This is a genomic window from Glaciibacter superstes DSM 21135, assembly GCF_000421145.1.
Taxonomy (GTDB): Bacteria; Actinomycetota; Actinomycetes; order Actinomycetales; family Microbacteriaceae; genus Cryobacterium; species Cryobacterium superstes.
On the sequence record NZ_ATWH01000009.1, the window covers coordinates 165,868 to 185,837 of the forward strand.

A 19,970-nucleotide genomic window follows, 5' to 3' on the forward strand; every position below is an offset into this window, starting at 1 on the left:
CTTCCCTGTAAATGGTGCACTGTGTTCGGAGAGGGTTGATGGTTGCGTCAGGCGAGCCCTCTCCGCGCTCGCTTTTCGCCCTGTCACGCTTTGACGCTCCCCGCGGCCAGCCCGGACTGCCAGTACCGCTGCAGGAAGAGAAAAGCGATCACGATGGGAACGACCGTCAGGAGCGAGCCGGTCACCACGAGGTTGTAGATGGGGTCGCCTCCAACGGTCTGCGCCTGCGAGTTCCACTGATTGAGCCCGACCGTCAACGGGTACCAGGTCGGCTCACTGAGCATGATCAACGGCAGGAAGTAGTTGTTCCACGTGGCCACGATCGTGAAGAGGAGCACGGTGACGAGGCCCGGTCCGAGCAGTCGCAGAGAGATGGTGAAGAAGGTGCGCATTTCACCTGCCCCGTCCATGCGTGCTGCTTCCAGCACTTCCGTCGGTACGGCGTCCATCGCGTATGTCCAGATCAGGTACAAGCCGAACGGGCTGATCAGCGACGGCAGGATAATGGCCCACGGCGTGTTCGTCAGGCCGAGCTGGCTGAACATGAGGAACGTCGGTACCGCGAGAGCTGTGCCCGGGATGGCGACAGCTCCCAGCACGACGGCGAAGACGGCACGCTTGCCGGGGAAGTTGAACTTCGCCAGTCCGTATCCGCCGAGTGCAGCGAGCAGGGTTGCTCCGCCGGCTCCCACCACGACGTACAGGACGGTGTTGCCGAACCAGCGCACGAACTCTCCGTCGCCATAACTCAGTGTCTGTGCGATGTTGTCGAACAGTGAGAACTCTCCGCTGAACCAGAGCCCGAAGGAGCTCAACAGTTCCGGCTGCGTCTTCGTCGAGCTGACCAGGAGCCAGAACAGCGGCAGGAGACTGTAGACCAGCAGCAGCGTCATGACGATCGTGAGCACCAGAGACTTGCGCTTCTGCAATGCCCCACCCGAGCGCGATCGCGTGTAGCGCGACATCCGCGAGGCTTTGACGGCTTGTTCGAGTGCCATCTCACACCTCCTTTCTGGATCCGGAGATCTGCACGGCATAGGCGATGGCGGCGGTCAACAGTCCGACGATGATGGCGATGGTCGCCGAGTAGTTGTATTGCTGGCCGGCGAACGACAGGTTGTACGCGTACATGTTGGGTGTGAAGTAGGTACTGATCGAGTTCGGCGCGAGGGATTGCAGGATGTTCGGTTCATTGAAGAGCTGGAAGCTGCCGATGATGGAGAAGATCGTTCCGATCACGATCGCGGGACGCAACGCGGGGAGTTTGATGCTCCGAATGACGCGGAAGGTGCCGGCGCCGTCGAGGTCGGCTGCTTCATACAGGTCGGCCGGGATGACGCGCAGCGCCGCATAGAAGAGGAGCATGTTGTAGCCCACAAACTCCCAGGTGACGATGTTGCCGATGGAGGCGAGGATCCAGCTGTTCGAGAGCGGCGATGGGATGTCGATGCCGAAGAAGTCGTTGACATTGCCGACCAGGCCGAAACGGGTTCCGTACATGAAGCCCCACATCAGCGCCGCGACCACGGCCGGCACCGCGTACGGCAGAAAGATCGCGATGCGGTAGAACGACGACAGGTGCAGCCTGGCGCTGTCGATGGCGAGCGCGGCGAAGAGGGCGAGCGCCAGCATGATCGGCACCTGCACGACGAGGAAGAGCGATACCCGGCCGATGGATTCCCAGAACTTGGGATCGGACAGCGCCTGCCCGTAGTTCGCCAGACCGACGAAGCTGTTGCCTCCGATGAGCTGGTCCTTGAAGAGGCTGAGGTAGATCGAATAGATCACGGGCGCGATCAACACCAGCGCGAAGACCACCATGAACGGTCCGACGAACTTCCAGCCCGACCAGTCGCGCTTGCGCTGGCGCCTGGGTGCAGGAGCGCCAGTCTTGGCAGAGAGGGACAGCGTCGTCATCACTACTTTCCGGATCGGCGTGGCACACGGGATGTTTGCGTAAACATCGTCTGCGGTAATGCTAGCGTGTTTACGTAAACATGATTGCGCGATAAACCCTGCCACCTCGACTGGACCACGTCAAGCTGACAAAGTGAGTCGAATGCCGAGCAGCGGTTCTTCGCCCGGCCTGGACAGCCGACCGATCAGTACCAGAGGAGTTGCCGATGACGATCTCGTCGACCGGGCAGAACATTGACGCGCCGACGCGACGCGCCTCCCGTGGACCTTCGATGGCCGATGTCGCGCGCGAGGCCGGCGTCTCGTCCCAGACGGTCTCCCGGGTCTCGAACGGACAGAACAACGTCGATGCCGCAACGCGCGACCGGGTGATAGCGGCGATGCAGTTGCTCGGCTACCGGCCGAACAGCGCTGCCCGCGCACTGAAGACCGGCCGCTTCAGGTCGATCGGCGTGATCATGTTCACGCTGTCGACCTTCGGAAATATGCGCACGCTCGATGCCATCGCCACAGCATCCGCCCAGGCCGGCTATTCGATCACGCTCATTCCCGTCGCTCTGCCGACGCAGGGAGAAGTGGCCGGCGCATTCTCGCGGTTGAGCGAGCAGGCTGTCGATGGCATCGTCATCATCATCGAGGCGCACATTCTCGACAGGGCCGACATCACGCTCCCCGATGGAATGCCCGTCGTCATCGTCGATTCCGATGCGGGTTCCCGGTACACCGTCGTCGACGCCGACCAGGCGCAGGGCGCCCGCCTCGCGACGGAACACCTGTTGAAACTCGGACACCGGTCGGTCTGGCACATCGCGGGGCCCCGATCGTCGTTCTCGGCGATCAGGCGCACTGAATCCTGGCGAACAACCCTGAACGACGCGGGCGCGCCGACGCCCGAGATCCTCTACGGTGACTGGTCCGCCGAGTCCGGTTACCAGCACGGGTTGACACTTGGCGCGCAGCCCGACGTCACGGCGATCTTCGCCGCCAATGACCAGATGGCTCTCGGAGTGATGCGGGCTTTACACGAACTGGGTCGGCCCGTACCTCGATCGGTGAGCGTCGTCGGCTTCGACGATACCGAGGAGTCGAGCTCATTCTGGCCGCCGCTGACAACCGTGCATCAGGACTTCAGTGAAGTCGGCCGGCTCTGCATCACTGCGCTGTTGCACGAGATCGAGACCACCGCTCACGAAACCGGTACGACAATTGTGCCGACGAGACTGGTCGTGCGGGAAAGCACCGCGCCTCCGGCATCCGTGCGGTGACCACGCGTCGATAGTTGACCACGCGTAGATGGTCGGCACCGCTGACTGTGGGCCCCTCATCTGCCCGGCCCTCCGCTCCTCCACAGGCGCTGACTCCGAGCGGAGTCCACCGATTGTGCGCACAACGGAATGGGTGCGGCTCCTCGCGAAAGGGCAGCGCCTACGGCGCGAGCGACGGCAGCGGCAACCCGAACACCTCGCGCAGCGCCAGACGGGCGGCCTGGTAGCCGCCGAGCCCGTGCACACCGGGGCCCGGCACCGCAGACGCCGAGCAGAGGTAGAGGCCAGGCGCCGAGCGCCACGGCTTCGACGACAGTACCGGCCGCACGATCAGCTGCAGGAAGTCAGCTGCTCCCCCGGCGATGTCGCCCCCGACGAAATTAGGATTGCCGCGTTCGATCGCCGTTGCCGGCAGTGCGCTGCTCGCCACGATCACGTCACGGAACCCCGGCGCAAACCGCTCGATCTGGGCCGTGACCGGCTCCGTCATGTCGCGGTCCGACCCTGCCGGCACATGCGTGTAGGTCCACAGTGTGTGGCCACCGGCAGGCGCCCGCGACGGGTCGAACACCGTCGGCTGCGACGCCAGAACGTACGGCAGTTCCGGGTACCGGCCGCCGGCCACAGCGGCTTCACCCGCTGCCACCTCGGCTCGCGTTCCCCCGACGTGAATCGTGCCGGCCGCGCGCAGGTCTTCATTCGCCCACGGCACCGGACCCGACAACGCGAAGTCGACCTTCGACGCCGCATTCCCGTACCGGAAACGCCCGAGCGCACGGCGGTAGCCCGGCGCCAGCCGGCCGCCCGCAATGTCCAGCAACTGGCCCGCCGAGGTGTCGAAGAAGACCGCGCGCGCCTGGGGCAACTCATCGACCGAGAAGATGCGATGACCCGTCTCGACCGTGCCGCCGTGTGCCTGCAGGTCTGACACCATCGCATCCGTCATCGCCTGCGACCCGCCCACCGGAATCGGCCAGCCACCGTCGTGAGCGAGAGTGGCCAGCAAGAGCCCCGCAGATGCCGTGCCGAGCGACGGAATGCGACCGATCGAGTGTGCGAAGGCGCCGGCCAGCAACGCCGGCGCGAGGTCTCCCGAGAAGCGCGCGTTCGCCAGGAAGGAACCCTGTTCGAGCGCGCGCAGGCCATAACGAAGTGCGGTGAACGGATGCCGCGGCAGCGGCAACATCGGCGACATCGTGAATTCGGTCACCCGCCTCGCGTCTTCGACCAGCGGTTTCAGGAGGCGGAGCCAGGCGGCGCCGTCGCGACCGAGGCCCTCCGCCGTGCGCTCGATGTCGCGCCACGCGATGCCCGCGCGGCCACCGTCGAGGGGCTGGCCATAGGAGATCTCAGGGACAATGAACTCGACACGTTCGGTGATGCCGAAGTGCTGGAAGAACGGTGACGCGAAAGCCATCGCCTGCACGGCGGAACCCCAGTCGTGCCGGTAGCCCGGTTCTGTCAGCTCAAGGGTGCGGGCGCCGCCGCCGATGGTGTCTGCGGCCTCGAAAACCTGCACGCTGAGCCCGGCGCGGGCCATGACAACCGCCGCGGCAAGTCCGTTCGGACCGCTCCCGACGATCGCGACATCTACCACGTTGTCCAGCCTACGGCGCTAGGAGCGTGAGCGGATGGATACGGTGTCGACATCCGCCTCCGAATCTGCCGCTCCGAATCAGCCGCACCGAGTCAGCGAAATGGCGCTCGCTCCGGGGCCAACGAAAAATACCAGCGCAACGAACTTACTACTTGACGAGCGAGAGCGTCTGCCGAGCGATCTCGAGTTCTTCGTCTGTGGGCACCACGAGTACGGTCACCCGCGAGTCATCCGCAGAAATCACGCGCGTCGAGCGCGACGACGCCTCGTTGCGTGCCGGGTCAATCCGAATGCCGAGCTCCTCGAGCCCAGCCAGCGACCGCTCCCGTACCAGCGCGTTGTTCTCACCGACTCCCGCGGTGAACGAAATCACATCGAGTCGCCCGAGCTGCGCATAATAATTGCCGACATACCCCTTCAGCCGGTGCAGATACACGTCGAGGGCCAGCTGGGACGGCCCATCCCCCGCCTGCGCCGCCTCGATCACATCCCGCATATCACCGCGCCCGGCAAGCCCCAGCATCCCGCTGCCCTTATTGAGCAACTCGTCCAACTCCTCGACACCCAGGCCGGCCTTGCGATGCAGGTGGAACAACACCCCCGCGTCGATATCGCCAGAACGCGTGCCCATCACCAGCCCCTCGAGCGGCGTCATCCCCATGCTCGTTTCAACCGACTCACCACCGCGCACCGCGGTCACCGACGCACCATTGCCGAGGTGCACCACGATCTGATTCAGCTCCCCAACCGGTCGCCCTAGGAACTCGGCGCCGGCATTGGCCACATACCGGTGCGACGTGCCGTGGAATCCATATCTGCGCACCCGAAATCGCTCGGCCAGGTCGGCGTTGATCGCATAAGTGAACGCCTCCGGCGGCAGCGTCTGGTGGAACGCCGTGTCGAAGATCGCCACGTGCGGCACATCGGGAAAGGCCTCTTCGGCCGCCTTGATGCCCTGCAACGCCCCCGGATTATGCAGCGGAGCGAGCTCCGACAACTCGTCAATATCCTTCTCAACCTGCTTCGTCACGAGGGTCGGCTCGTAGAACCGGGCTCCCCCGTGCACAACACGATGCCCGACGGCGACAGGCGGATGCTCGTCAAGTGACGGTCCGTGCTCGGCGAACGCCTCGAGCATGATCGCGAATCCCGCCGTGTGGTCTGGGATCGGCAACTCGCGCGTGAACTCAGCTTCTGACGTCTCGCCGGCCGAATCGGCATCAGCTTCGGCCTCGGCCTCGGCCTCGACAGCGGGCGAATAGACAGTGTGCGACGATGCGCCCGTGCTCTCACCGATTCGCTCGATCAGGCCACTGGCCAGTATCTGTTCGGTGTCCATCTCGATCAACTGGTACTTGAATGACGACGAACCGGAGTTCACCACCAGAACAGCGGTCACGAGGCGGCGCCCCCGACCGATGCAGCCACGGCGTCCCCGACAACGGCCGGCCCGGCCACGGCGCCAACACCCACCGATTCCGGCTCCGCCGCTGCCTGGATCGCCGTGATCGCCACCGTGTTCACGATGTCCTGCACCAATGCGCCCCGCGACAGGTCGTTGATCGGCTTCTTCAGGCCCTGCAGCACCGGGCCGATCGCCACCGCACCGGCGGATCGCTGCACAGCTTTATAGGTGTTGTTGCCTGTATTCAAATCCGGGAATATGAAGACGGTGGCACGGCCGGCCACCTCTGAGGTGGGCAGTTTCGAGGCCGCGACCGCGGCATCCGCCGCCGCGTCGTACTGAATCGGTCCGTCGACGGGCAGGTCTGGCCGACGTGAACGCACCAGCGCGGTTGCCTCGCGCACCTTGTCGACATCCGCCCCCGTGCCTGACTCGCCGGTGGAATACGACAGCATCGCCACCCGCGGCTCGATGTCGAACTGCTCGGCCGTCGCCGTCGAAGAGATCGCGATGTCGGCCAGCTGCGACGCATCAGGGTCTGGAATGATCGCACAGTCGCCGTAGACCAGCACCCGGTCTTCGAGCGCCATCAGGAAGACCGATGAGACGACAGAGACATCCGGCTTCGTCTTGATGATCTCGAACCCGGGCCGAATCGTGTGCGCCGTGGTGTGCATGGCGCCGGACACCATGCCGTCGGCCAGGCCGAGGTGCACCATCATGGTTCCGAAGTACGACACGTCGGTCACGATCTCGCGAGCCTGCTCCAGCGTCACACCCTTGTGGGCACGCAACCGCGCATACTCCTCGGCGAATCGCATCACCAGCACGGGGTCGTGCGGGGAGAGCACGTCGGCCTTCGAGATATCGAGCCCGAGCTCGATGGCCCGCGAGCGCACCTCGAACGTCTCACCGAGAATCGTGAGCTGGGCGACTTCACGCGCCAGCAGGGTGTGCGCAGCGCGCAGGATGCGGTCGTCGTCACCCTCCGGCAACACCACATGCCGCCGATTCGAGCGCGCCCGCTCCAGCAGCATGTACTCGAACATCAGCGGCGTCATCACGGTCGTCGTTGCGACGTTCAGGCGTTCGAGAAGAGTGGATGCGTCGACGTGCTGTTCGAAGAGCGCCAGCGCAGCGTCGTACTTACGTTGGGAGTCGGCCGCGAGACGCCCGCGGGTGCGCGTGATCGCCACGATGGTGTCGTAGGTTCCGAACTTCGTGCGAATGATCGGAAGCGCCTGCGGAAGCCCGTCGAGCAGCTGCTCGATCGGCTCTGGCAGGTCGAACCCGCCGTTCAGCACAATGCCGGCGATCGACGGGAAGGTTCCGGAACTCTGCGCCATCATGGCGGCAAGCAGAACCTCCGTGCGGTCGCCGGCGACAACGAGCACAGCGCCCTCGATCAGCCGCGGCAGCACGTTGACCATGCTCATGCCGGCGACAACGACGCCGAGTGCCTCGCGGGCGAGCTGCGCTGGCTCCCCCTTGATCAGTTCGCCGCCGGTGGCATCCATGATCGACTGCATGCTGGGCGCCACGAGGTAGGGGTCTTCTGGAATGGCCCAGACCGGGACTCCAGGCTCGACCGCCTCGATCGCCGCCGTGATCTCGTCAAGTTTGTCGGCATCCGTTCGGTTGGCGATCACCGCCAGTATTGTGGCGTGGGCGTGCGTCAGCTCGGCAATGGAGAGATCGGCGATGTCACGCATCTGGTGTGGGGTGCGGGCGTCGGCCTGCCCCAAACGTTCACCCGACCCCTGGCCGGAGCGGCCGCCGAGCACGAGCAGCACCGGTGCGCCGAGGTTGGCAGCGATGCGGGCGTTGAAGCTGAGCTCGGTCGGGCTTCCGACGTCGGTGAAATCAGACCCAAGGATGACAACGGCGTCGCATTGCTCTTCGACCGCCTTGTAGCGCTGCACGATGAGGGAGAGCGCGGCGTCGGCATCCTCGCGCACATCGTCGTACGTGACGCCGATGCAGTCGTCATAGCCCAGTTCGACGGTGTCGTGCTGCAGCAGCAATTCGACCACATAGTCGCGTTCGACGGTTGACCGGGCGATCGGCCGGAAAACGCCGACCCGCTGCACCGAGTGCGAGAGCGTGTCGAGCACCCCGAGGGCAATCGTCGATTTGCCGGTGTTTCCCTCTGCGGATGTGATGTAGATGCTCTTCGACACAGGTTCCATTCAATCGCATTGCGGCTGGGAATCCGGCCCGAAAGCGGAGTTGCCGCTCCGCCTCCAGCTGGCAAGCCGACTCCTGGGCACCCGATCATGCTGCCGGCACCCGAAATTGTGGGTGCCAGCGGCATTTTCGGGTGCCCAGGAGTGAGGTGTGGGCGGGCTGGGCCGGTCAGGCGTTGTCGGCGCCGGTGTCGTCACCCGCGCTCGCGCCGCCGGCAACCCCGACTGCCTCCTGGGCGTCTTCCTGCGAGACACCGCCGCCACCACCGCTGCCATCCCACGACCACTCCGCCACCTCGGGGATATCAACCCCGTGCTCCCTGGTGTACTGTCGCGCGTGCAGGCGGGCGTCCTGCATCCGTTGCCTCAGGCCTGCTGCGCCGGCGGCGAGGCCTGGCACCCGGTCGATCACGTCGATGACCAGGCTGTACCGGTCGAGATCGTTCAGCATCACCATGTCGAACGGGGTCGTCGTTGTGCCGTTCTCCTTATACCCGCGCACGTGCAGGTTGTCGTGGCCGTTGCGCCGATACGTCAGCCGGTGAATCAGCCATGGATAGCCGTGATAGGCGAAGATCACCGGCTTGTCTGTGGTGAAGATGGTGTCGAACTCCGGGTCGCCCAGGCCGTGCGGATGCTCGCGCGAGTCCTGCATGCGCATCAGGTCGACCACGTTCACAACCCGCACAGACAGATCAGGAAGTTCAGAGCGCAGAATGGATGCCGCGGCGAGCGTCTCGAGAGTCGGTACGTCTCCCGCGCAGCCGAGTACAACATCCGGCTCGGTGCCCGGCGTCTCTGTTCCCGCCCACTCCCAGATGCCGATGCCGCGCGTGCAGTGAGCAACGGCCTCGTCCATGGTGAGCCAGTTCGCCGCCGGCTGTTTGCCCGCGACCACCACGTTCACGTAGTCGACGGAACGCAGGCAGTGGTCGTAGGTGGAGAGGAGGGTGTTGGCGTCCGGTGGCAGGTAGACCCGAACGACAGAGGCCTTCTTGTTCATGACATGGTCGATGAAACCGGGGTCCTGGTGGCTGAAACCGTTGTGATCCTGCCGCCAGACGTGGCTGGAGAGCAGGTAGTTGAGGCTGGCGACCGGGCGCCGCCACGGAATGCGCTGCGACGCCTCCAGCCACTTGGCGTGTTGGTTGAACATCGAATCGATGATGTGAATGAACGCCTCGTAGCAGTTGAACAGGCCGTGCCGACCGGTGAGCAGGTAGCCCTCGAGCCAGCCCTCGCACTGATGCTCAGAGAGCATCTCCATCACCCGCCCGGCCCGCACCAGATGCTCGTCGACCGGCAGGATCTCGGCGCCCCACTGCTTACCGGTGTACTCGTACACCGCCGGCGCGAGACGGTTCGAAGCCGTCTCATCCGGCCCGAAGATGCGGAAATTGTCTGGGTTGTCACGGATGACGTCGGCCAGCCACTCGCCGAGCACCTTCGTCGCCTCGGCGGTCGATGCGCCAGGCGACGGAACGTCAACGGCATAGTCGCGAAAGTCGGGCAGTCGCAGGTCGCGGCGCAACAACCCGCCGTTCGCATGCGGGGTGGCGCTCATGCGCAGGTCGCCGTCGGGAGCGAGGCTCGCGATCTGGTCGACCGGGGCGCCGGCCTCGTCGAAGAGCACCTCCGGCCGGTAGGACTTCATCCAGTCCTCGAGGATGCGGGTGTGCTCCTCGGTGTCGCGTGCGTTGGCGAGCGGAACCTGGTGGGCCCGCCAGGTGTTCTCCACCGGCAGGCCGTCGATCTCGGCCGGGCAGGTCCAGCCTTTCGGGGTGCGCAGGATGATCATCGGCCAGCGGGGGCGCTCGGCGTCCTGCTCCAGTGGGTCTTCGGCGGCCGGGTCTGTGGTGGCCGGGTCTGCCTCGTTGGCCGCGCCCGCAGCATCCGTCGCCTGCTTCTGCGCTTGCTTGTGTGCTTGCTTCTTGATGGCGGCGATCTCGTCGAGTACCTCGTCGAGGGTCTCGGCCATGCGCTGGTGAACGAGGATCGGGTCTTCGCCGTCGAATCCGCCGGAGACGAGGTGCGGCTTGTAGCCATAGCCCCACATGAGGTCGAGGAGGTCTTCCTCCGGGATGCGGGCGAGCACCGTTGGGTTGGCGATCTTGTAGCCGTTCAGGTGCAGGATCGGGAGCACGACGCCGTCGTGCAACGGGTCGATGAACTTGTTGGAGTGCCAGCTGGTGGCGAGCGGGCCGGTCTCGGCCTCGCCGTCTCCGACCACCGCTGCGACCAGCAGGTCTGGGTTGTCGAAGGCTGCTCCGTAGGCATGGCTGAGTGCGTAACCGAGCTCGCCGCCCTCGTGAATCGAACCGGGTGTCTCCGGAGCGGCATGGCTCGGGATGCCGCCCGGAAACGAGAACTGCCGAAACAGTTTCTGCATGCCGTCGACGGTCTGGTCGATGTCGGAATAGATCTCACTGTATGTGCCGTCGAGCCAGGCGTTGGCGACCATTCCCGGTCCGCCGTGGCCGGGACCGGCGATGTACAGAGTGCTGATCTGGCGCTCGCGGATGGCACGGTTGAGGTGCGCGTAGACGAAGTTGAGGCCGGGGGTTGTGCCCCAGTGGCCGAGGAGGCGCGGCTTGATGTGCTCGCGGGTAAGCGGCTCGCGCAACAGCGGATTATCGAGCAGGTAGATCTGCCCGATGGAGAGGTAGTTCGCTGCCCGCCACCAGGCGTCGATCTGGGCGATGGCATTGTCGCTGAGCGGGGGTGCGTCGCGCTTCGGCCAGGCCGTGCTGTTCGTTTCGGACGTACCGGCCGTTGTCGTTCCTGTCGCAGTCGCATCGGTCACTGTCGTGTCGCTCACTTTCGTGCCGGCCGTTGTCGTTCCGGTCGCAGTCGCATCGGTCGCAGTCGCATCGGTCGCTGTCGTGTCGCTCATTCGTGCCTCCCTCGGGATAACCACGTGCGATTCCCACACTAGGCCGGGTGTCGCCGTCCTGGCCAGAGCCAGGTGCGACGCCGGGGCACCCAAAAATGCTCTGGGCACCCGCAATTGTGGGTGCCCAGAGCAATTTCGGGTGCCGGAGCACGTTCGGGTGCCGGAGCACGTTCGGGTGCCCGAGCATTTTCGGGTGCCGACACCGAGCCGTCAGGCCGCAACGGGCTCGGGGACGGCGGCGGAACCGCGCGGGGCGTCGAGTTCGCGCCAGGATCCGCCGGTGAGCGGCGCCAGCGACACGATGGCATACGTCGTTCCGACCACGAGCAGCGTGGGCACCAGTCCGGCCTGGGCGACGGCGAGCCCGCCGAAGAAGCTGCCGATCGGCATCCCGGCCGAGACACCGGTGGTGAGGGCTCCGAGCACGCGCGCCCGCATGCCGCGCGGTATCTGCTCGTAGAGCACAACCGACAGCAGAGGATTGATCGACCCGGCGGAGAGCCCGGCCACCGCGAAGACCGTCAGCAACAGCGGAACCGGCAGGTCGAACGCCATCGCGAAATAGGGTGGCGGGCCCGCCAGGAAGAAGCAGACGACCAGCGTCGCGCGGCGCGGCAGGCGGTGACCGAACCAGCCGTACAGCGCAGCGCCGGTGAGGGCTCCGAATGCGAAGAACGCCACCATCACACCGAACAGGGCGCCGTCGGGACTGATCGTGCGGGCATAGACGGGCTTCAGCACGGTCATCGCCGCGGCGTCGAACGAGTTCGTGATGACGATCATCAACACGGCATTGCGAATCAGCGGCTTCGAGACCATGAAACGGATGCCGTCGGCCAATTCCCGCCAGAACCCCGCCGGCACGGTGTCGACAGGAACGGTGTCGACCGGTATGGTTCCGTCCGGAGTCTCAACGGCAGTGACCGGCGAATCCGACGAGGCCGCGGCATCCGTCGCCTGCGGCACTGATGACCGCGGTACGAATGCCCACAGCAGCGCGGCAGACACGGCAAAGGTCGCGGCGTCGAGCAGCATCGCATTGAGGGGTCCAAGCCAGACAACGGCGACGGCGGCAACCGACGCACCGACCATCATGGCGCTGCGGGAGATTGCCGACTGGGCGCCGGTCGCGCGCGACATTCGCACTCCGGAGGTTTCGACGAGGTCGGGCAGCAGTGACGTCTTCGCCGTATCGCCGGGGGTGTCGAGGAGCCCGCTGAGGAAGACGAGCGCGAGTAGCCCCCAGAACGGCAGGCCGGTTGTCGCGGCGAGGATGGGGATGGCGAGCACCGTCGCGCCGCTGGCCAGGTCGGCGATGATGCCCGCACGGCGGAAGCCGACCCGGTCGACCAGCACACCGCCGAGCGCCCCTCCGACGATGACCGGCACGGTTGCAAACACGCCGGCGACGCCGGTCAGAAGCACCGAGCCGGTGTCGTACAGCACATAGAGCGGTACGACGATCATGGTGATCGCGTTGCCGGCGAGCGAGAGACCCTGCGCAGAGAGCAAACCGATCAGCGGGAGAAGACGACGGATGCCGCGGCGCGCGTCCGCCTGCGAAGGCGCGCGTGTCGGCTCACCTCGTTTGCCACCCAGCGTGCCGCCCGGTCTGCTTTCTGTTGGTGCGTCTGTTCGCGCGCTCATGGCATGCGCACCGCGTGAGTGATCAGTTGCACGGCCTCGGCGCCGTCGCGATTCTTGTCGCTGCGGTCATACCACTTCTGGAGCACGGCCTGCAGTTCTTCCCCCGCCTCGGCGAATTCCTCCCGGGTGAGGAAGGCCGCGATATCAGATGAACCAGACGGTTGTGCCCATTCCTTCGGGAGCGTCGACTCGGCCTCGACAGCGCGGTGCAGTGTGGACGCGTAGCCGTCGATCACCTGGTGCCGCACCACGGAGAGGGCTTGTCGCTCGGCCGGCGGTGCGTTCGGGTCTGGCGCGATGTTCGTGAACTGGTGGGCGGCACGCCACCAGCGTTCGCGGCGGTCGGCGGCGAGCTCCGGCACTTCCTCCACGAACCCGAACTCGGCGAGTTTGCCGAGGTGGTAGCTGAGGGTTCCCGGTGCCTCGTCGAAGACCTCGGAGAGACCACCGACGGTGCGCGGGCCGTTGATGCGCAGTTCGCCCAGCACACTCATGCGCAATGGGTGGGCAAGCGCGCGCATCTGCTTGGCACTGGTGAGGGCGATGGCGGATGCCGAGACCGGTGCCGGTGCATTCGTCTGCCTCGCCCCGTCTGCCTCGCGGTGCCCGTCCGATGAATTCTGCTCGTTCATACCCGCCAGCGTAGTTCCACAAGAACTGTTGCGCAATGGCTCTTGTGCAATGCTTCTCGTGCAATTGCCCGTTCCGCCGCCCCTGAACTGCGCCTCCCGCCGACTTCGATTAGAATGGCTGAGGCTCCTCGCGTGGCGCCATCCAGGCCAACTCCCCCAGGACGGAAACGTAGCAAGGGTAACCGGGCTCTGGCGGGTGCGCGAGGAGTCTTTTTTATGCCTGAACCTCCCGCTTTCGCTTGTATCGCCGACCGGGAACGCGTTGACTGGAAGACCAGCCAGCAACAATAGCCCGGAGGTCCACATGAGAGTCGCCATCGCCGGAGGCCACGGCAAGATCGCCCTGCACCTCGAGAAACTGCTCGCCGACGCGGGCCACGAGGCCATCGCGCTGATTCGCAACCCAGAGCACGGTGCCGACGTGCTCGTCGCCGGCGGCATTCCTGCCGTCGTCGACCTCGAAACCACGGATGCCGACGCGCTCGCCACCGACCTCGCCGGGGTGGATGCCGTGGTCTTCGCCGCTGGCGCCGGCCCCGGCAGCACCGCTGAGCGCAAGAACACGGTCGACCGCGACGGGGCGATTCTGCTCGCTGATGCCGCCGTTCGTGCCGGCATCCGTCGCTATGTGCTCATTTCGGCGATTGCAACCGACGACTTCGACCCGGATTCCGACGACGTCTTCCAGGTCTACCTGCGAGCCAAGAGCGAGGCGGATGCCGACGTGCGCGGTCGCGACCTCGACTGGACGATCGTGCGCCCTGGCGGGTTGACGGATGACGCCCCAACCGGACGCGTGCGGCTCGCGGAGTCGACGGGGCGGGGTTCGATTCCGCGCGCGGATGTCGCGGCGATCATCGCGTCTGCGCTGGTCGACGGGTACGGAATCCGGGCGCAGTTCGAGGCCGTCAGCGGCGAGGAATCGGTCAAGGACGCTCTCGCAGCCCTTCGGTACTGACGAAGATAAGCCACCAAATTCGTGGGGTAAGCTTCTCTGTGGCCGGTTTCGCTTCGTGCGTTCCGGTTCGCCAGGAGAATTCGCCTAGTGGCCTATGGCGCACGCTTGGAAAGCGTGTTGGGTGCAAGCCCTCGGGGGTTCGAATCCCCCATTCTCCGCCAACGAGTAAGCGCCCGGCCGAAGGTCGGGCGCTTACTCGTTAACTGGAACACGGCGATTCGAGGAGGAGTGAGGGCGGAGCCCGAACGACGGGGTCCCCCATTCTCCATCCAGATATTCTCGCACCGCCGCACCGCCGCGGAAGGCCGGAGTGCGCGCAGGTGCAGCTCGAGCACGCGGCCGCTCACCCGAACGGCCTCAGCCTGGCGACTGACCGTCCGCCGGCAGCAGAATGAACTCGGCACGCCCGAGCACCACCCCATTGACCTGCAATTCGATGGCATGCGCCCCCGGGTAGTACCGACGGGTGGTGATCGCACGGAACGAGTGGCTGCGATCGATGTCGTGACGACCACCCGGCTCGAGCGTGGTGGTCGTCAGCTTGAAGGTCTTGCCACTTTGAACGCCGTTCGCCTTGGTGTGGTGCACGATGTAGTCGATGGCGAGCGCCGCCGGCTCCGAACCGGTGTTCGTCACGGCCGAAACGAAGCGCACCGCGCCGCCGAAGGGAACCTCCGTCGGCGTGAGCGTCGGACCGACGACACGGATGCCGGTGACCGGCACAAATCCCATCAGGGCCAGTGCCGCCGGGTGGCCCCTCTTGATCAGGGTGCGGAGGCCGTGTTTGACAACCCACGCGGTGTTCTCGTCGGGCTCCGCCAGCCACGCTGCGGCCGTTTCCAGCACGATGTCGGCGTTGTCCCGGCTGAGGTCGTTCAGGTGGTTGGCTACGGAGCGGCGCACATATTCACTGTCGTCGCGGTACAGCGCGTTCACGATCGGCAGGGTCGCATTCGGTCGAGTGAGAAGCGCCGGCACACGCCTCGACCACGGAAGGTAGGCGCGTGTTCCCTCCGACGCGAGGCGGCGGACGTGCTCGTCATCAGAGGTCGTCCAGCCGCGAATCTTCGCCAGCGATCGGCCTGGATCATGGCTGAGAAGCGTGCGAATGGCAAACTCCGAGGTCAGTCGCGACGTGAGTTCGGAGAGGAGGAGGAGCGCATCGTCGAAGGCGGCATCCGTTTCTTGGGAGGTGCCCGTTTCCGCGACTGCCTTCTGCGAAATCGCGCTCGTCACCGGCCAGATCAGCCAGCCGCTGAACGAGACCGCGCCGTCGCGGGCTGCGCGCATCGTTCGCGCAAAGGAGGCATAGTCGCCGGGAAGATCCGCAAGAAGCGCATCGCGCAGCAGGTCACTGCGCTCGCGCAACGACAGTGGAGTGAGCAGATCGGGCGCGGCCCGGAGCGCATCAAGCGGCGCACCCGGAGCGGCCGAATTGATGGCGGTGGTCAGCGCCTGGACGGTGCGGAGTCCGATGAGGTCATCGGCAAACGGCATGGGAGACCTTCTGTTCTCGGGGCGTTGGTGGCTGAAGAGACGTTGCCATCATCCATCATCGTGCAACCGAACGAGCGCTGGCACAGGCAGGCAGAAGTGCACCTAGATTCAGCCCAGCGGATGCCGAGGGGCACGGCGTGCCGGGGGCGGCGGCACCTCTTTGGCCGCAACCACATCGTCGAGGGCGAGCGTGACCAGGCCGTGCCTCGTCTCGACGACACACGCGGTGTCGTCGCGGGATCGCAGGTAGCCCAGCGCATCCGTGTACCCGTCATCGATCGTGGTGCGCACCACCACGCGGGTGCCGACGGCGGTCTCTGAGATGAAGCGGGCGGCATCCGTTCGAGGGGTCACACTTCAGGGTACGCCGCTGCCAGCTGCAGCCTGCAGTAGCCTTCCACGTAAGGTCGACGTGAAGTGATTCACCGTGAAGATTGCGAGACATCCATGACTTTCGCCACACCAGCGGACAACTCCTCTGGCTCGAACCTGCACGCCCTGCCCCGACTCTGGCTTCTGCGCCACGGCGAAACCGAGTGGTCGAAGAGCGGGCAGTACACCGGTCTCACCGACTTGCCACTCACCGCAAAGGGTGAGCAGCAGGCCATCGACGCCGCACCCAAGCTCGCCGACCTCGACTTCGGCCTGGTTCTGACATCGCCACTTGTGCGTGCCAGGCGCACCGCCGAACTGGCCGGCTACCCAGACGCGGAGGTGACCGAAGACGCCCACGAATGGGACTACGGCGACTATGAGGGCCGGCGGAGCGCCGACATCCGCACGGAAGACCCTGGGTATCTGATCTGGAGCCAGGGCGTGCCGAACGGGGAAACAATCGACGACGTCGCCGCCCGCGCAGATCGAATCGTCTCCCGGGTGAAGAACGGCGGCATCGCTAATGTGCTGCTGGTCGCGCACGGCCATTTTCTGCGCATTCTTGCCGCCCGCTGGCTGGAGCTGCCCCCCACGGAGGGTAAGCACTTCCTACTCGGCACCGCGGCGGTCTGCAGCCTCGGCTGGGACAAGCGCACTCCGGCGATCGAGCACTGGAGCCTGTAGCGAACCACCTCTCCGGACCGCCTCATCGCGGCCTGGCTCCCCCAGAATGGGGCAGGGCGCTAGGCATACAGGCGCTGGGAATGCAAGACTCACTAGTGGGGGAACCATGACCACGGGAGCGCTGGAACACATTCGGCGTTGCTGTGCGCCCTTCAACGGCCCCGCGCTCTTCAACGGCCCCGCGCCCGCCCCCGTGACCTCCAGCCGGCGGGCACACCAGCCGGCACATCGATGGCCGCCGACATCGAGTGTGCTCGCCGCCTGATGAGTGTCTGTGAAGCGGCGGACGAAGCCGCCACGCACCCCGGCGCGGCGTCAGAAGCACACAGCGTGGGTGTCATTTCCGGCCGGACGCGAGCCGGCGGCTCCCCGATAACCGAAGTCTACGAGGGGGGTGAGATGGTCTCCGACAACAATGCCAGCGACAGTGGCAGTGGCAGTGGCAGTGGCAGCGAGACGAAGCTGCGGCCGCACGGCCATCTGTTCCGCCAGTCCACCTTCGCGCTCCTGGCCTTCTTCGTGCCCCTGTTCGCCGTGCTCTACTGGCTCAGCATTCCGATCGGAAGCTGGCCGGCCGTGCTGGTTGCCCAGATTGTGGTCACCCTGCTGTTCCTGATCGCCCTGGTGGCGTTCTTACGCACGGCCATCTGGGTCTCCCACTCCCAGATCGTCGAGCGCGGCTATTTCGGGCGCGTGGCCAGAACCCCGGTCAGCGAAATCGACCGCATCGTCGTTCTCGAGCTCTACCGAAGCGACGCCCTCGACACCACCCCGCAATTGTTCATCCTGCGCAAAGATGGCAGCCTGCTGTTGCGCATGCGCGGCCAGTTCTGGTCACGCGCCGCCATGGACACGGTCGCCAGGGAACTCGGCGCTCCTGTCGTCCCGCTTCCCGAGCCGATGACCCTCCGTGACCTGAGCATCGAACGCCCCGAACTGCTGTACTGGTTCGAACGCCGCATACGCGATCGCCGGCGTCCCCGCCGCTGACCGCGCCAACGCCAACGCCAACCGCGCCGACGCCAACGCCAACGCCGACGCCAACCGCAACGGTGACGGATGCCGGCGGGAAAGATCGCGGCGCTAGCGCCGGCGGCGCGTGCCGAAGATCCCGGTGACCACCCCGGTCAGGATCGTCCTGGTCACCGAGGAACCCAGCACCTGTTCGAGAACGCTCTTCTGCGGCCGTGACTTCGTGCGTGAAGAAGACGAGCCCTGCGTGCGCTTCATCAACCGGTCGTACTCCGCCTGTGCCTTCTTATCTGCTGCAGCCTGTTGTTTGGCCGAAGCAGCCTCCTGCTTCTCCAGTTCGGCGGCCGCTTCGGCACGCCCCTGCTCAGCCTGCTCGGCCTCAGCGGCGTTGTTCGCCGCCTCGAGCTTGACCGCGAGCATCTCGCGCGCCGAATCACGGTCGATGGCCGTGCCGTACTTCGCAAGCAACGGTGAGGCGGCGACGGCCGCATCGATCTCGGCATCCGGAGTCGGCGCCATCGACCCAAGCGGTGCCCGCAGCCGGGTCCAGGCAACCGGGCTCGGGGCGCCTTTCTCGTTCATGACGGTGACGATCGCCTCACCGGTTCCCAGCACGGTGAGCACTTCTTCGAGGTCGTAACCCGAGTTCGGATACGTCGACACCGTCGCACGCAGCGCCTTGGCGTCATCCGGTGTGAACGCCCGCAACTGGTGCTGTACGCGCGAGCCGAGCTGCGCGAGCACATCGCCGGGCACATCCTTCGGCGTCTGGGTCACGAAGAAGATGCCGACACCCTTCGAACGGATGAGGCGCACCGTCTGCGTGATCGACGCGAGAAAGTCTTTGGAGGCATCCTTGAACAGCAGGTGCGCCTCATCGAAGAAGAACACCAGCTTCGGCTTGTCCAGGTCGCCGACCTCCGGCAGGTCGTTGAACAGGTCGGCGAGGAGCCACATCAGGAAGGTCGAGTAGAGCGCGGGCTTGTCTTGCACGCCTGGCACCTCAAGCAGGCTGATGATGCCCTTTCCGTCTGGCGTGGTCTTCAGGAACTCGGCGGTGTCGATCTCGGGCTCGCCGAAGAAGACGTCTGCGCCCTGGTCTGCAAACGTGATGAGCTCGCGCAGGATGACGCCGACCGTGGCGCTGGAAAGGCCCCCGAGCCCGGTGAGTTCGTCTTTTCCCTCTTCGCTGATCAGGAAGCTGAGCACGGCGCGGAGGTCGGTCAGGTCGAGGAGGGGCAGGCCGGCTTTGTCCGCGTAGTGGAAGACCAGGCCGAGGCTCGACTCCTGGGTGTCGTTCAGGCCGAGCACCTTGGAGAGCAGAATGGGGCCGAAACCGGCGACGGTCGCGCGAATCGGAACCCCCTTGCCTGTACCACCGAGCGAGAAGTACTCGGTGGGGAAGGCTGCGCCCTCCCATTTCTGGCCGATTCCCTCTGTGCGGGCGAGCAGCTTGGGGCTCGACGGTCCGACGGTCGCGACACCGGAGAGGTCACCCTTGATGTCAGCAGCGAAAACGGCGACGCCGTGGCTGGAAAGCTGCTCTGCGAGCACCTGCAGCGTGCGAGTCTTGCCGGTGCCGGTCGCACCGGCCACGAGGCCGTGCCGGTTGGTCATGGCGAGCGGGATGCGGATCGGCACGTCTGGCTGCGCCTCGCCATTGACGAGGGCACCCATCTCGAGCGCGGGGGCGTCGAAGGCGTATCCCGACCTGATGGTGTCGACGTGAGTGGCGTCGAGCGGTGCCTGTGCGGACGCCGCGGCCGGCTTCGTGGCCGACGGTTCTTCCGCTGTCTTCTCAGCCGCCGCGGCGGCATCCTGAGCCCGTTTGACGGCCGCCTCGGCCTCCGCCTGCGCCTTCTGTGCTGCGGCGAGCGCCGCTCGCGCCTCGGCCTGTGCTGCTGCTACCGGATCTGCGGAGTCGCTCGGAGTCATGGCTGAA

15 protein-coding genes, 1 tRNA gene and 1 other RNA gene are annotated in these 19,970 nt (G+C 65.7%); 6 read left to right on the plus strand and 11 right to left on the minus strand.

Translation table 11 applies throughout. From position 1 onward, the window contains the following. Positions 1-83: 83 nt before the first annotated feature. Entirely contained in the window at positions 84-965 is an 882-nt protein-coding gene (locus K323_RS0113870; RefSeq protein ID WP_051147367.1) for a carbohydrate ABC transporter permease, read from the minus strand. Between the two features lie 34 nt (positions 966-999). Continuing rightward, a complete protein-coding gene (locus tag K323_RS0113875) occupies positions 1,000-1,917 on the minus strand; it encodes a carbohydrate ABC transporter permease (protein WP_022885884.1) in 918 nt (305 codons plus the stop codon). A gap of 206 nt (positions 1,918-2,123) precedes the next feature. Here K323_RS0113875 and K323_RS0113880 point away from each other — a divergent pair, with 206 nt between their 5' ends. Beyond that, complete coding sequence (locus K323_RS0113880) at positions 2,124-3,182, plus strand: LacI family DNA-binding transcriptional regulator (RefSeq protein ID WP_022885885.1); 1,059 nt, start codon at positions 2,124-2,126, stop codon at positions 3,180-3,182. A gap of 160 nt (positions 3,183-3,342) precedes the next feature. Here K323_RS0113880 and K323_RS0113885 read toward each other — a convergent pair whose 3' ends face one another. From K323_RS0113885 to K323_RS0113910, 6 genes are all read right to left on the minus strand, one after another. Continuing rightward, positions 3,343-4,779 (minus strand): phytoene desaturase family protein, encoded by a 1,437-nt coding sequence (locus tag K323_RS0113885; RefSeq protein ID WP_022885886.1) that lies wholly within the window; start codon positions 4,777-4,779, stop codon positions 3,343-3,345. 148 nt (positions 4,780-4,927) lie between these two features. After that, a complete protein-coding gene (locus K323_RS0113890) occupies positions 4,928-6,178 on the minus strand; it encodes an acetate/propionate family kinase (RefSeq protein WP_022885887.1) in 1,251 nt (416 codons plus the stop codon). Beyond that, positions 6,175-8,364 carry a phosphate acetyltransferase gene (gene pta / locus K323_RS0113895; protein ID WP_022885888.1) on the minus strand — a complete coding sequence of 730 codons (2,190 nt, stop codon included), beginning with the start codon at positions 8,362-8,364 and terminating at the stop codon, positions 6,175-6,177. Before pta ends, K323_RS0113890 begins: the two co-directional genes overlap by 4 nt. Before the next feature lie 175 nt (positions 8,365-8,539). Continuing rightward, positions 8,540-11,263 carry a phosphoketolase family protein gene (locus K323_RS26185; RefSeq protein WP_022885889.1) on the minus strand — a complete coding sequence of 908 codons (2,724 nt, stop codon included), beginning with the start codon at positions 11,261-11,263 and terminating at the stop codon, positions 8,540-8,542. Between the two features lie 210 nt (positions 11,264-11,473). Further along, positions 11,474-12,910 carry an MFS transporter gene (locus K323_RS0113905; RefSeq protein ID WP_022885890.1) on the minus strand — a complete coding sequence of 479 codons (1,437 nt, stop codon included), beginning with the start codon at positions 12,908-12,910 and terminating at the stop codon, positions 11,474-11,476. Further along, positions 12,907-13,542, minus strand: coding sequence for a winged helix-turn-helix domain-containing protein (locus K323_RS0113910; RefSeq protein ID WP_022885891.1), 636 nt, complete (start codon positions 13,540-13,542; stop codon positions 12,907-12,909). The genes K323_RS0113905 and K323_RS0113910 overlap by 4 nt, the downstream gene beginning before the upstream one ends. A gap of 119 nt (positions 13,543-13,661) precedes the next feature. Here K323_RS0113910 and ffs point away from each other — a divergent pair. The 3 genes from ffs to K323_RS0113920 all read left to right on the plus strand — a co-directional run bounded on the left by ffs (position 13,662) and on the right by K323_RS0113920 (position 14,661). Then, positions 13,662-13,758: signal recognition particle sRNA small type (ffs, locus tag K323_RS29475), an RNA gene on the plus strand. A gap of 88 nt (positions 13,759-13,846) precedes the next feature. Next, positions 13,847-14,500 carry an SDR family oxidoreductase gene (locus K323_RS0113915; protein WP_022885892.1) on the plus strand — a complete coding sequence of 218 codons (654 nt, stop codon included), beginning with the start codon at positions 13,847-13,849 and terminating at the stop codon, positions 14,498-14,500. A 73-nt stretch (positions 14,501-14,573) separates the two neighbouring features. Further along, positions 14,574-14,661 (plus strand) — tRNA-Ser (locus tag K323_RS0113920). Positions 14,662-14,857: 196 nt separating this feature from the next. On the opposite strand, the gene K323_RS0113925 is transcribed toward K323_RS0113920, so the two are convergent. Together K323_RS0113925 and K323_RS0113930 are read right to left on the minus strand one after the other, a co-directional pair. Further along, the gene (locus tag K323_RS0113925; protein WP_022885893.1) at positions 14,858-15,997 is read right to left on the minus strand and encodes a DNA alkylation repair protein; all 1,140 of its coding nucleotides are present in this window, start codon (positions 15,995-15,997) and stop codon (positions 14,858-14,860) included. Between the two features lie 108 nt (positions 15,998-16,105). Beyond that, a complete protein-coding gene (locus K323_RS0113930) occupies positions 16,106-16,351 on the minus strand; it encodes a putative acetyltransferase (protein WP_022885894.1) in 246 nt (81 codons plus the stop codon). A 93-nt stretch (positions 16,352-16,444) separates the two neighbouring features. On the opposite strand from K323_RS0113930, the gene K323_RS0113935 reads away from it, so the two are divergent. Continuing rightward, a complete protein-coding gene (locus K323_RS0113935; RefSeq protein WP_022885895.1) occupies positions 16,445-17,056 on the plus strand; it encodes a histidine phosphatase family protein in 612 nt (203 codons plus the stop codon). Between the two features lie 399 nt (positions 17,057-17,455). Next, on the plus strand, positions 17,456-18,046 hold the full coding sequence (locus K323_RS0113940; RefSeq protein ID WP_157509442.1) for a hypothetical protein: 591 nt from the start codon (positions 17,456-17,458) through the stop codon (positions 18,044-18,046). 93 nt (positions 18,047-18,139) lie between these two features. On the opposite strand, the gene K323_RS0113945 is transcribed toward K323_RS0113940, so the two are convergent. Further along, positions 18,140-19,963 (minus strand): helicase HerA-like domain-containing protein, encoded by a 1,824-nt coding sequence (locus tag K323_RS0113945; protein WP_022885897.1) that lies wholly within the window; start codon positions 19,961-19,963, stop codon positions 18,140-18,142. Between the last annotated feature and the right edge of the window lie 7 nt (positions 19,964-19,970).